The organism is Proteus sp. STS61-E, assembly GCF_040932335.1.
Taxonomy (GTDB): Bacteria; Pseudomonadota; Gammaproteobacteria; order Enterobacterales; family Enterobacteriaceae; genus Proteus; species Proteus mirabilis_B.
The window spans coordinates 202,655-216,479 of record NZ_JBFQGE010000005.1 but is presented as its reverse complement, the minus strand read 5'-3'; the positions used below and the strand labels follow the sequence as shown (position 1 = coordinate 216,479).

At 36.3% G+C, this 13,825-nt stretch carries 14 protein-coding genes; all 14 read right to left on the bottom strand.

The genetic code is table 11. The annotated features are described in order from the left end of the window. Positions 1-9: 9 nt before the first annotated feature. The 14 genes from AB4J89_RS13320 to AB4J89_RS13255 all read right to left on the bottom strand — a co-directional run bounded on the left by AB4J89_RS13320 (position 10) and on the right by AB4J89_RS13255 (position 13,816). Entirely contained in the window at positions 10-1,584 is a 1,575-nt protein-coding gene (locus AB4J89_RS13320) for an AbgT family transporter (protein WP_088493544.1), read from the bottom strand. Positions 1,585-2,200: 616 nt separating this feature from the next. After that, a complete protein-coding gene (locus AB4J89_RS13315) occupies positions 2,201-2,518 on the bottom strand; it encodes a helix-turn-helix domain-containing protein (protein ID WP_088493545.1) in 318 nt (105 codons plus the stop codon). A 23-nt stretch (positions 2,519-2,541) separates the two neighbouring features. Further along, positions 2,542-3,375, bottom strand: coding sequence for an adhesin (locus AB4J89_RS13310; protein ID WP_088493546.1), 834 nt, complete (start codon positions 3,373-3,375; stop codon positions 2,542-2,544). 20 nt (positions 3,376-3,395) lie between these two features. Further along, the gene (locus AB4J89_RS13305; protein ID WP_311755390.1) at positions 3,396-3,947 is read right to left on the bottom strand and encodes a fimbrial protein; all 552 of its coding nucleotides are present in this window, start codon (positions 3,945-3,947) and stop codon (positions 3,396-3,398) included. Between the two features lie 10 nt (positions 3,948-3,957). After that, complete coding sequence (locus tag AB4J89_RS13300) at positions 3,958-4,449, bottom strand: fimbrial protein (protein ID WP_088493548.1); 492 nt, start codon at positions 4,447-4,449, stop codon at positions 3,958-3,960. Between the two features lie 11 nt (positions 4,450-4,460). Beyond that, on the bottom strand, positions 4,461-5,009 hold the full coding sequence (locus AB4J89_RS13295; RefSeq protein WP_088493549.1) for a fimbrial protein: 549 nt from the start codon (positions 5,007-5,009) through the stop codon (positions 4,461-4,463). 11 nt (positions 5,010-5,020) lie between these two features. Continuing rightward, positions 5,021-5,779, bottom strand: a complete 759-nt coding sequence (locus AB4J89_RS13290; RefSeq protein WP_088493550.1) for a fimbria/pilus periplasmic chaperone — start codon at positions 5,777-5,779, stop codon at positions 5,021-5,023. Between the two features lie 45 nt (positions 5,780-5,824). Continuing rightward, complete coding sequence (locus AB4J89_RS13285; RefSeq protein WP_088493551.1) at positions 5,825-8,446, bottom strand: outer membrane usher protein; 2,622 nt, start codon at positions 8,444-8,446, stop codon at positions 5,825-5,827. Between the two features lie 20 nt (positions 8,447-8,466). After that, positions 8,467-9,027: a fimbrial protein gene (locus AB4J89_RS13280; protein WP_088493552.1), complete on the bottom strand. Its 561-nt coding sequence runs from the start codon at positions 9,025-9,027 to the stop codon at positions 8,467-8,469. A gap of 88 nt (positions 9,028-9,115) precedes the next feature. Next, the gene (locus AB4J89_RS13275; RefSeq protein WP_088493553.1) at positions 9,116-9,643 is read right to left on the bottom strand and encodes a fimbrial protein; all 528 of its coding nucleotides are present in this window, start codon (positions 9,641-9,643) and stop codon (positions 9,116-9,118) included. 1,937 nt (positions 9,644-11,580) lie between these two features. Continuing rightward, entirely contained in the window at positions 11,581-11,901 is a 321-nt protein-coding gene (locus tag AB4J89_RS13270) for a helix-turn-helix domain-containing protein (RefSeq protein ID WP_088493554.1), read from the bottom strand. Positions 11,902-11,922: 21 nt separating this feature from the next. Beyond that, a complete protein-coding gene (locus AB4J89_RS13265; protein WP_311755389.1) occupies positions 11,923-12,750 on the bottom strand; it encodes an adhesin in 828 nt (275 codons plus the stop codon). A 21-nt stretch (positions 12,751-12,771) separates the two neighbouring features. After that, positions 12,772-13,320 (bottom strand): fimbrial protein, encoded by a 549-nt coding sequence (locus AB4J89_RS13260; RefSeq protein WP_368469561.1) that lies wholly within the window; start codon positions 13,318-13,320, stop codon positions 12,772-12,774. Positions 13,321-13,330: 10 nt separating this feature from the next. Further along, positions 13,331-13,816, bottom strand: a complete 486-nt coding sequence (locus AB4J89_RS13255) for a fimbrial protein (RefSeq protein WP_023581062.1) — start codon at positions 13,814-13,816, stop codon at positions 13,331-13,333. Positions 13,817-13,825: the final 9 nt, after the last annotated feature.

Here is a 13,825-nt window from a genome sequence, read left to right as displayed (position 1 = left end):
CGCAGAGAATTAACCTGCTGTTGGAGAATAATACGTTGGTGAGCCAGGTCCTACTGGTAAGTTGAATACAAATACCCATAAGTAGAACAATAATGACCAACCAATTAAGAAAATAACGGAATATGGCAACATCATAGAGATCATGGTACCAATACCCGTATCTTTCTTATATTTTGTTGCGACTGCTAATATCAAACCAAAATAACTCATCATTGGTGTAATAATATTAGTGACAGAATCGCCTATTCGATATGCCGCTTGGATTGTCTCTGGTGCATAACCGGCAAGCATTAGCATTGGTACAAAGATAGGTGCTGTCACAGCCCATTGTGCCGATGCTGAACCAATCATTAAATTAATAAAAGCACAGATTAAGATAAAGCCTAAGAACAGCAACCCACTTGGCATATCAATACTATTAAGTAGCGCAGCACCCTTAACAGCAATAACCTGACCAATGTTTGTCCAACCAAAGAACGCAACAAACTGAGCCGCAAAGAAAATAATCACTAAATAGAGGCCAAGCGTACTCATCGAATTCGCCATAGCGTCAACGATATCTTTATCTGTACGCATTGTCTTAGCAATCCATCCGTAGACAATACCCGGTATTGCAAAGAATAAGAAAATAAAGACAACAATAGATTTTAAGAAAGGAGAATTACCAATAAGCCCTGTTTCTTGGTTTCTCAATATGCCATTTTCAGGAACAACCGTTAGCGCCAAAATCACGCCCATCACAATAAATGTCCCTGTTGCAGCCCATAGTGCTTTCTTTTCTAGTGGCGTAACTTCAGCAGCATTCCTTAAATCATTTTCTTCATCATCAAGTTCGTTACCGTTATAAGGCCCTAGTTGAGGCTCAACGATTTTTTCCGTAATGAAGTAACCTAAGAAAGTAATAAGGAATGTACTGACAAACATAAAGTACCAGTTTGCTTCAGCACCAACGATATAGGTTGGATCTATAATACGCGCAGCTTGCTGTGTAATACCCGATAATAACGGATCTATCGTTCCTAAGAGTAAGTTAGCAGAATAACCGCCTGAAACCCCTGCAAATGCAGCCGCTAGACCAGCAAGTGGATGTCGTCCTAACGAATGGAAGATAATCGCTGATAACGGTATCAGTACCACATAACCTAATTCAGCCGCAGTATTAGACATAATACCAGCAAACACAATTGCTAATGTGGTCATTTTGCGAGGTGCTTTCATTACCACTAAACGCATCACCGCAGATAATAAACCTGCTCGTTCAGCAATACCGACACCTAATAACGCCACCAGCACCGTACCTAAAGGTGCAAATCCAGTAAAGTTTGTAACGATATTTGCCAATATACGACGGATACCATCCGCATCTAACAAACTAATAATATGGATATAGCCATCTTCTGCACGTCCTTTTGCGCCTTCTGGTCGGGGATCTTGTACCGTAACACCGAAGTATTCACCAACTGCCGAAGAGACAAGTAAAATAGCAATTAAAATAATAAATAAAATAACGGGATGGGGTAGTGCATTTCCTAGCCATTCCACCGTGCGTAGAAAGCGACTGCCTCCCTGTTTTTTTGTTTGCATCATTTATCCTTTTTATAAAAAAAACAGAAAATGCACAGTACACAACCCTTTTTATTATGACTATCTGTTAATCCTATTTATAAATACCTTATTTAAGATAAAAGCTAGGGCAAAATTGTTAAATAAAATATTTTTCACTATAATAAACAATCAATTAAAAATTAATCATACAATTACAAATCACTTGCATTAAAATTAATTTATAATATCTAAAATTAAAAAATGTGCATAAGGTAACATTTTTTAACATTTTCATGATTATTTATTAACCTTTTCTGATTGAAAATGCCTTCAATTAATAGTCAGAAACGATTAAACACTCAGATAAACCTGATAGTAACGGTTGTAATTACTATAAAAGGGAAAATAATGACGAATAAATGGTCAGGATAGGTTAAAACTTTAGATTATTTGTAACATGAACAACTAATATTGCAGTAGATATTGAACGTTCAACTATACGTAGAATGAAGAATTGCTGATCTGAGCAAAGAAAGAGAGAAATCGTAAATTAAAGATTTAAAAATAATGATGTTGATATTTTAAAGATAAAAAAAGAGGGCAAAATTATATTTTGCCCTCTTTATCTACCACTCAATGAGAAAATATTTGTTGATTAGAAGATAATATCTGGCGTAGTTTCTGCCATAAAATATATACACTTATTTGCGTGTCTATCTTCAATCTCTTCTTCAATGTGAAAACAATCTTCAAAAAACCAGTAAATTGGGGTTCTTAAATAGACAGCTAATGTCACAAGGTAACTCAAGTCTATTTTATTTAACCCGCGTTCATAACGTGAGAACTGTTGTTGGCTAATTCCCAATTTATCGGCAATATGACTGCCAGTATAACCAAGCTCTTTGCGTTTTTTCTGTATTCTTTTGCCAACTAATTCATTCACATTGATGTTTATAAGATCATAATCCATCATCGCGTTTTCCAACTTCGTTTATATTAAGGCATTGCCAAAATTAGTGTGCCTACACCAGAAAATGAACCAGGAGCAACTCGACCATAAGGACGTAATACAGAGCTAACGACTACTGGTGTTGCTCTCCCCGCAGGTACAAAAATTTTCTCACCATTTTCACCAGGATTATTATTAAGATATAAATCCGCATATAGGCTACCGTCTGGACGTAATCTGACATTTGGACCATCGAGAGATGATGCATAAACAACAACGTATAAATCTTTATTGCATGTCACCCGAATACTTTGTGAACGTTTATTCTGTGTTGGGTCGCTCAATCTGTCTTCATCAATATCGCCATAATTAAGGTTGACAGAACCATCAATTATCTCACAAGCCCCAGCTGGAGGAGGTGCAATACCACACATTGATCCTGGAAGTAATAATTTTGTCGTTCCGGTTTCATAGAATAAACCAACACACTCTTGAATTTCACTATTAGGCACCCCTGAGTGGTGGGCTACAGCAGGTGACGTAGGAAAAGTCTGCACTCGCATAACCGCATCACGCAATTCCGCCATAGTGCGATATTTTTGCGCACCAGTTAAAATTGTTCTTGTTGCTGCCCCACCTTGCCCTGATGCATTATGTCGATGGTTAATCGTAATTTTACAAGATGCGCCACCATAACAGGGATTCAATGTCATCGTTGTTTCAGGGTCCCAACGTTGAATAATAAAAGTATAATTTGCAGAAGAAGAAGAAAGAACTTTAGATTCTGTAATATAAGAAAAAATAGAAGCCATTGATGACACAGAAAAGAGCATCATCACACTAAATAGACACAATGCTGATAATCGTTTTAGGGTAAACATATTAACCTCAATCTTAATAATTAATCATAATTCAGGTGGAATGTAGCTATGGCACTAAAACGACCTCGTTTTATTGATTCATTAGCAATAGCATTGGGCTCGGCTTGTATAAATGCACGGAACCTTAAAATAGAATCTCCCGAATTTAAGGCAATATTGCTTGTTTCCTGATTAATTCGCAGTGGACTACCATCAGAGTTTTCTAATCCAATGGCAATACCTTCAGCTTGACTTCCTGTACTTAACGCAAGAAAACCTTGCCCTACCATTGCCTGATTTTCAGTACCACTAAATGTCACTCTCACCTTTTTATTAATAGAAAGATCACATTCTGATAAATGAATTTGAAAATTTTGGCTATTTGTTCTACCCGCGCCAATATAAAACGTTTTATCAGGCACATTACCAAATTCTAACGAAATGGTTTCATCACCCGGTTTTATCACACAAGGCTCATCCACTAATGTGCCATAAAGTCGCATATTATTCGGTGCTGCATTGGCTGTTGTAAATATTCCTATTAGGAGCGTAAGCCCGCAAATAACAGGAAGCGGTAATGCTTTAAGCTTCATTTTCACACTCCTATTGATATTCTGCGAGCAATGTTGCTGTTACTTCAAATGGACCTTCTACTAATGTGCTTCCTGGTTTTTTCACTGGAACGGCTTGAATAATAGGTGGTTTGTCCGGCGATATAACAAAGCGCTCATTTAAAATAAAAGGCTCACCATTTCGAGTCATATGAATAGCTAAATCAGTAATATTGGTTTGTAATCCAGCATCATCAAATTGGCTTTTAGGACCAATAATAGAAAGTCCCAGATCCCAGCCTTTTATATTTGGATCGCACTTTAATGTGTAATTTACAGGCTGGGTATAATTAATCCCATCAACTCTATGAATACCAACGTTATGGCCAAAATAAACTTCAATTAAGTTATTATTATCAATCACACAAGGAGGCGGAATTAATAATGTTCCAAATAATTTCATATTCGGTTCATCCGCACTGACAAATAAAGGTGACATTACAAGTAATGTTGTCAGACAAACCTTTTTTAAATTAATAAGCATGTACTGACTCCTTACTGATATTCTACTCGAAGTGTTGCAGTAGCGTAAAAATCACCACCTGTTAATAATGCAGAGTAATCACGAACAGGAATTGCTTCAAATTGAGGAAAGTTAGGATAAGTGAAATTCACTTCTTGCCCCAATCTCAATAATTTATTTTGGTAAAGAATACGTACCCCTAATCCTGTAATATTTGTGGTCAAGGCATTTGAATCAAACCCTGTACCATTTCCTGAAATAGAGACTTTCATCGTATTTGTTGGCATTTTTCTACATTCAGCACTATAGGTAATAGGCTTCTTGTAATTAACACCATCAATACGCGTACTCATGACTTCACCAAAATCAACCTCAATCGTTTTTCCTCCATTGATGACACAAGGAGGTGGAGCGATAACATTACCCGAGATGTAGACATAAACAATCCCAGGTATAGTGCTACCCGCTCTCGCTGTAGGTGGTATATTTGCAACAGCAGCTGAACTCAGGACACCAGTAAATGTTGTCATTAATAAAATCAACACTGCTTTGCTTGTGTTAAACCGCTGTTCCATATCCATAAATAAACCTATTAATTTCCGATTGCTGTTTCTACAACCTTGCACTCATTGCCACTACAGCTAAATTTTAAGCGAGGGCGTCCACCGTAATCGTTGATATAACTTAATACGGGCGATGCACCAAGTGCAGAGGCTTTCAAATTAAGATCCGCACTACTTTTTGGATCAACCATTAAAGGCATAAACCCAGTTATGCTTTCACCTTTTAACCCAGTTAACCCATCGACAATGGTGACAAAGTAAGGCGTTGGATTATTAACCTGATAGGTATCCCCTTTTTTCGTTAGGGTGATTTTTTCCTGCCATGGATTTGTTAAATCAGTTTGTGTCGCATAAATGGCGGCTGGGCGATAAAACAATTTAATCCGTGTTTGTAATGCAATTTGCAGTACGTTTGGTTTATCACTACGTGGTGGAATTTCACGTAAGTTAAAATAGAACACACTTTCCCTATCTTGAGGTAACTTAGCGACATCAGGTAATCCTTGTATTTTTATCTGGCTTTTATCACCTGGTTCAATACGTTGGATAGGAGGCAGAACGATTAATGGACTTTCCACTTTTTGTCCATTTACATCTTCCATCCAACCTTGTGCTAAATAAGGCAGATCTTTATTTTGATTACTGACATTAAGGCTAATTGATTTATCAGCTCCATTAAAAATGATACGAGTTCTATCCAATGCAATCGCAGCAATAGCTTGTTGAGTAAACACCATACCCGTCAATAATGTGGTTGCTACAATGAATGAGCGCTTTAATAACATCATCTTTAATTACTCTTTTGTTTATAAAATCGTTTAATTTTTCCCTTCTCAACCTTCAGTTTTGACTAATTGTGGCTGAGATGGTGATTCGGTTCTCTCTTGTGCGGAATAAGAGATTGATGGAGTGTCCCCACAAGTTAATAATAGCGAAGAAATAAAATAACCTTCATCTAATTTAGGTACTTGTACGGTACATTGTGTTTTACCACTCCAACGTACATCTAAAATATCACCAGAGTTTATTCCACTTAAATAAACATTACCGCTGTCATTCACGATGCCCAGTTCTCGTCCTTTTACTGTGGTAATGCTTGCGCCAAATGGTGGATAGCTACCGTCTTTCAAGCGAACAATCGCCATCGCTTTTTGCCCTGAAATAACATCAAACTCGCGGTAGCCTATTGCCCCTTCTGTCAGGGTTAATTGTTGAATTGAACGCACCGCATCAACATCATCAGGTAATTTATCTAAATCAATTGTTGCACTACTCCGATAGTAATTATTGATATCTGGAAGTACAGCTTTACCAAAATAGTTAGTATGGCTCACAGCCCCTAAGCTTCTAATTGGTACTCCGGATACCCCATTAGTATCAACTAATAGACGCGCAGCTCCTGGCATTGCAGTACGATGGAATGCTCCGCCTTTTGGTGTTAACGTCGCTCCACCTTGTAGAGAAAGTGATGCTGAGGTATTTTCACCTTGAGTATGGCTCGCACTTGCTGTTACCAGTGCGGTATCACCATAACGTGTATAATAAGCATCAGCAGAAGGACGACCACGGCTACTTAAACCTGCACCTAAGCGATAGTTATTATTGTCATCGAGGCGGTCAAAATAGCTCACATTATGTGAGTTACCATTCTTATTAATCACAGTGTTATAACTAATTGTCGCTTTATCACTCCAAGGCATACTGACGTTTAGATAAACACCATCATCATTTGCTCCGTTAAATTTGTTGCGATAAGCAGATAAATTAAGATTAATATTTTTAAAACTACCAATATCCATAAACTTAGATAAAGATAAATTGTAATAATCGTTATTAGGCTTATTCCAATAGGTTTCGTGTCTATAGTTAAGATATGCACTTGCGCCCCATTCTGGAAACTGCTTACTTAATGTTATGGTATAGAGTTCTTTACTATTATCACGATTGTTATCGCGGTAACGACGATCTAAATATTGATCCATACTCATAAAGTCGCGTTCTGAGAAACGGTAACCTGCGAAAGTTACCTGACCATTAATAGCCTCAAAACGTTTAGAGTAACTAACTCGATAAGAGCCACCATGATAGCGTTTATCATCACTTGGAATTTTTGCCCAAGAGTGTGTTGCATCAAATGAAATTGCCCCTAACGCCATCAAGTCGCGACCAATACCTAAAGAAACAGAATTATAATCTCCCGCAACTAATGACCCCCCATAGAGCGACCAACCATTTGTGACCCCCCATGAAAACTCACCCATTGCAAAAACTGGCCCTTCTGTCTTGTGATCCATATCAGAAGGCTTACCTGCTGATAATTTATATTGCACTCGACCGGGACGTGTTAAGTAAGGGATACTTGCAGTATCCATTTGGTATTCTTGTACCGAACCATCTTGCTCTTCAACACGAATATCCAACTTACCGCTTACCGCATCATTAAGGTTTTGAATACGGAATGGACCTGGTGCGACTTGAGTTTCATAAATAACACGGCCTTGCTGACTAATTGTTACTTTAGCATTAGATTTCGCAACACCCGTTACTTCAGGAGCATAACCACGTAAGTTTGGTGGTAACATCTGGTCATCAGTCAGTAAGCTGATACCTGTAAAACGGAAATTATCAAAAACATCAGAACGAGAGTAAGTCTCACCCATAACAAGGCGAGCCCCCCACTGAGTTATCGCCCTATAAAGATAATACTGGCTCCAATCCCAATTATTCTCAGTACTACCATTCACGCCTGTTGTGTGTTGGTAGTTTGCTTGCCAATCAGCACGAAAACGCCAAACACCTAAGTTAGCACCGGCAGTACCACTACCAGTAACTTGTTGTCTTTGTTTACCATTAGCTGGATCGGTCACATTGGCATTCAGGTTATAATCAAAAATAATCCCAGAAATACCTTCATCCCAACGAGAAGGCGGGTCCCAATCGTCAGTAGCATATTCAACATAAGCTTGAGGAATAGTAACAATAAAGCTACCTGCACCTAAGTTGGTACTTGTTGTCATACCTGGTATCGATGACTCATCAAGACAGGCATCACCATCTTTCCAAGTTACCGCTTTAAGCCACTCAGGCTTCAACGTAAATTGATTGACCAATTCGCGAGGAATACAAGGAACACTCGCTTTAGGGTCATTTTCGGGAACAATATAATTGATGGTATAGAGATCGGGTAATTCGTTATTGTTAACTTTAACAATAAACTCATACTTGCCGGGCATAATATAGCCGGCACGAGAAAAATCTGATAAATCAATATTTTGTTTATCTTTTAGGTCAAGAATATCAGAATTAAACTCGATATCGCCAGCAGCAAATACCATATTAGAGGCACCCGCCATACCAGCAATAATTAAATAGATCAGTGCTGCTACAGGTCGAATTGTATGCTGATTACTCTTTTTTTCTGCTTTTCTTGAAGCAGTTTTGAATGATTTAGCCATAAATAATCCAACCAATCCATTTAATAATATTCGAGTTTAAAACGCAGGGTTGCTTGATAATTACCTGCTCGTGGGATGTCGTTATTTTTAACAAGCCTTGCTTGATACAACAAAGACAACGATTTAGTATCGATATCCACGGGAGGTAAAGGTTTCCCTGGTGTTGCCAATCTTCCATAACGGTCAGCAATAGCCAACGAAGCACCTTTCGCGTCGCCGAAAAGTTGGAATAATCCGTTCTGTGCGGGGCCTTCAAAAGTAGCAATAAAACGAGGACGCTCAGCTTGTGTACCTTTTTGGTCAACAAGGGAACATTCTGTTAATCGAATAGAAAAATATTCAATAGGTCCTTGGCCTTCAACAGCTAAGGTTGGAATAGACACGGTACTTAAAGAGATAACTTGCTCTCGACTTCCAGCCGAGATAGTACATGTTGGCTCTAAAATAGAACCTTGTAGACTAACCACGCCGAATCGCTGATGTGATTTTACATCTTGTTTTATGTCGGTGACTGCCATTACAGGCTTAACAAATAATCCTGTTGTAACAAGTAATAATAGTGGCACCATTTTGCGATTCATTGTTTTCCACTCCATAAGATAAACCATAAAAAATACAGCTAAAGATAAAGCCCTATACATCCTTATACAGGGCTTAAAAGAACATCTATTATTGGTAAGTTAATGCAAAAGTAGCGATTGCAGTAAAGTCACCAGGTACAGCTGCATCTGTTGCAGAACCTTGTAAGTAAGCAGCAAAGTTCAGATCGTTTGAACCGTCACGAATAGTTTGAGCTTTTGTTGGTTCACCTAATTTAATTTGTGTACCACCTGCATCAGTAATAACAACAGCTGCATTTTTCGCTAAACCTTCGATACCTAAAGAACCTGGCAGAATAGAATCTGCGCCAGCACCAGTGAAGGTAGTTTGAACTGTTTTATAAGTTTCAGTAGAGCATTGCAGTAATTTAATTTTGAAAGTATTAGAAACGCTACGGCCGCCATCTTTCAGTGCATTTGCTGAAACTTGTCCTAGTGGAACACGTTGGTCACCTGAGTTAGGATCAATTGAACATGGAGCATCGATGATTGAACCCCAAAATTCTACAGTACCATGACCTTGATCAGCCGCGAATGCAGAACCAGCAGCAACAGTTAAGCCTAAACCTAAAACTAAACCTAATTTATTTAATTTCATCTTTATGTTTCCTGAAAATATAAGAACGAAGATATTTAAAATAATAAAATTCAATATAAGCAAATTGCTTAAATGAATGACACACTAAATAGAGTTTCTATATTTTGATAAACTTCACCTAGCCAACTTCATATTTAATTATGAAATTAGATAAAGGAACCGTATCAAGTTGGATATATTATTCGCTTGGGTTTTATTTAAGTCAAACCACCCAAAATAAATTAAACCTATTTTATTAATTTACTGATATTAGGTGTATTTTTTACATTTTCATACAAAATATTACTTTTTGAAAATGACGAAATGGAATTTAAAACCAAGCAAATACTCTTAAAACGAGAGATTTGAGATTTAAATTCTGCCATCTCAAAATTTAAAGTTAAAAGATCTAACTGTCTTTTTACGAATAGGAGTATTTGTCAAATAAGTAACATTTTATTATTTATTTATTTTAACCCCATATAACCAAAATTTTACATATTGAAACAAATTAAATCTAATACATTGATTTATAAGCAGATCAAAATAAGGAATTTGTTAATTGATTTATTATCATTATTTACTCCCATGCGGAAATCACATTAAATAAATCTTTTAATGATAATCTTAAATTGAATTGGATATTAAAACACCAACCCCAAGAATACATAACTCATTGTATTTAATGGATAAATTAATAATTACATCTTTTATAGTTACGCATATTTACAATAAATAACATAAAAAGAGTAAAAAAATTATAACACATTGATTTATAATTAATTATACAAATAAGTCAGTCAAGAATAGAGTGTTTTGATAATAATTTAACACTTAGACACAAGTATTTATACTTAAGAAATTGAAGTCAAAAAGCGAGTTTTTTATACGACTTGCATTTTTTGATTAAGAACACTCCTATATGTTAACTAGCTGATAATTCAAAAAAGAAATTCGTGTAATGCTCATTTCCCCCTCAAAAAAAACCAAAAATCTAATCATTTGATTGAGAATAATTACGCCTTTTTTGGGTAAAAAATTTAATGTATTTACTAAGAGCTACTTCAAACATTTAAATTATTTATTTATTGGATTATTGACTATTTTACGTATTGCTACTAATTTTATTATTAGCTTATTCATATTATTACTTTCCCACAGAATCCACATATTTTTATCCAAACAGAAACACAGTAAAATACATTTCATTTACATTAAATATATATTAGATTAACATTACTCATTTAAAGCGTATATATATTAGTCGTTATTACTTGTTTTTTAATTATCAAATCTTTTTCAATAAGAATATTGGAATTTTTTTATCTTTACGATAAATTAGGAATAGTTTTATATTATTTGAATAGATTTAACTCATTTTTGAATAGTTAATTAATTTAAAGAAGTAAGTTTTAAGGTATATATTGGAAACAATCTTTTATCGACTAAATGATAACAAGTTAATAATTTAAATAAAAATAGAGAATTCCATTAATATTATTTAATTATTCAACTCACCACCTCTTAATAAGAATGTCATTATTAGAAGATCTTTATTTAATAAATTAAGTTAGATTTATTTATCTTTTTCATGATGTAATAAAAAAAAGACATGTTTAACTTAATAGAAGCCTATATTTGCAAGACACTCGCTTTAAGAGTATTCCGATCCCGCTTTTCAAGAGAAATACCTGTTTTAGATAATTATTATCATCATAAAATGATAACTTTACTTTTATGACCAATTTTTTCCTCTTATCAAAGTGTAAAAATTGATTATCTATCCCCTCTCTTTTTTGCTGGTTACACGATCAATAATTCAAGTTTAACTAACAGTACTTAGTATTTTTAGCATAAAAAAAGGGCAGGGTTTCCCCTGCCTTACCAATTTGGTAATCAATCAAAGAAAAAGCATACGCTCTAAAACACCAAGTTTGAGTTCCTTTTAGCGATATGCATTAGTATAAAAAAACATCAGGCATCGCTTCAGCAGTGATGCTACTGCGTTTATCAATACGCTGATTTTCAGATGAAGATTTCGAGGTAAAGCAGTCTTCGAAAAACCAATAAATAGGAGTATTCAAGTAATTAGCTAACAAAACGAGGTAACTTAAATCTATTTTATTCATCCCTCTCTCATAGCGAGAAAATTGCTGTTGGCTTACACCGATTTTTTCAGCAATCTGCACACCGGTATAACCTAATTCTTTACGTTTTTTCTGAATTCTCTTGCCAACTAACGCATTAACATCAATATCTGTAAAATCGTAATTCATCATAATATTCACCCATTATCATGATTAAGGCATCGTTAAAATAATTGAACCTGAACCAGAGAAATATCCTGGTGCAACACGACCATTGGTATGTAAAGTTGAACTAACTTTGACAGGAATAGAGCCACCAGCAGGCACATTTATAATGCTTCCCGTTTCACCAGGATAACCATCAAGAAATAAATCAGCGTACAAACTATTATCTGAACGAAGTGAAACTCGGCCATTATCAGAGCCTGATGCAATAACCATCACTTTCATTGCTAAGTTACAAGTCACATTAATATTTTGATAACGTTCAGCGCCTTCTAAACTCACTTCATCAATATCGCCATAATTAAGATTAACAGCCCCTTCTGTTATTTTGCAGGCACCTACTGGCGGAGGAGCAATACCACATAATGAACCAGGAAGTAGCTTCCCATTTGGTGATATTCCACTTGAATTTGGTTGATAAAATAATCCCACACATTCTTGATTAGAATTTAAAGCGGGTCCTACGTGATCTGTCTTTCCTTCTACTGGAAAGGAAATATTTCTTAGCACTTCCTCACGAACCTCAGCTAAAGTACGCAACTTCTCAATTCTTGTGATAATTTGCTTAGCTGATCCACCAGACCCATCAAGATCATGTTTATGGTTAATCGTTGCATAGCAAGTAGACCATCCATAACAAGGATTTAATGCTCCCGACGTTTCAGGGTCCCAACGCTGAATAACATAGGTATAGGTTGCATTTGTGGGTGTTCCTGTCGATTCAGTAATATAAGAAAAGATAGATGCCATCGTAGGTGCTGAAAACAACAACCCTATTGCAATACATAAAGCCGGAAGTCGCTTTAATATGGACATATAAAACCTCAACCCTAATAATTAGTCATAATTCAAATGGAATGTGGCTATTGCGCTAAATGGGCCGCGTTTAATGGACTGGTTAGCAATCGCATCCGGCTCCCCTTGAATAAAGGCATAAAAATTTAAAATCGTGTCATCTGCATTTAATGACATTTTGTCTGTTTCTTTATTAACAGGTAGCGCATTTCCATTTTCAGATTCCAGTCCAACAGCAATACCCGCAGCTTGACTACTTGGGCTGATCGCTAAAAAACCTTGTCCTGCCATGGCTTGATTTTCATCACCTTTAAAGGTGATTTTGACGCTTTTACCAATCGTTAAGTCACATTCAGACAAGCGTATTTGAAACAACTTGCTGGGTGTTCTTTGATACGCATAAAGGTTTTTGTCCGGAATATTGCCAAAATCTAACTCAACAGTTTCGTCTCCGGGCTTTATGGTGCAAGGCTCATCGACCAATATGCCGTGAAAGCGCATATTATCTGGTGCAGAGAAAGCGGTTGATGTTAACCCCATAAATGTGACAAAACCCAATACGAACGGGATCGATAATCTTGTTATATTCATCAATACGCTCCTATTGGTATTCAGCAAGCAGTGTTGCAGAAACTTCAAATGCACCTTCAGGCAAAGTGCTCCCCGGTCTTTTAACAGGCACTGCTTGGATCACCGGTGGATTATCGGGTGATATCGCAATACGCTCGTTTAATTTAAAAGGCTTACCATCTTGCGTGAGATGAATACCTAAATCAGGAATATTGGTTTGTAGCGCTGCTTCATCAAACTGTGTTTTAGGGCCAATAATAGAAAGCCCTAAATCCCAACCTTTTAAATTTGGATCACAGACCAATCGGTAATTCACGGATTCGGTGTAGTTAATGCCATCTACTTTATGAATACCTACATTGTGCCCAAAATAGACATCAATCAGTTCGTTGTTACTGATGACACAAGGTGGTGGCACTAATAAGGTGCCAAACAATTTCATATTAGGTGCGTCTGCGCTCATGACAGAATAAGAATTCAGTAATGCAATCAGGCACATGTACTTTAATTTATTCATCTTCTGACC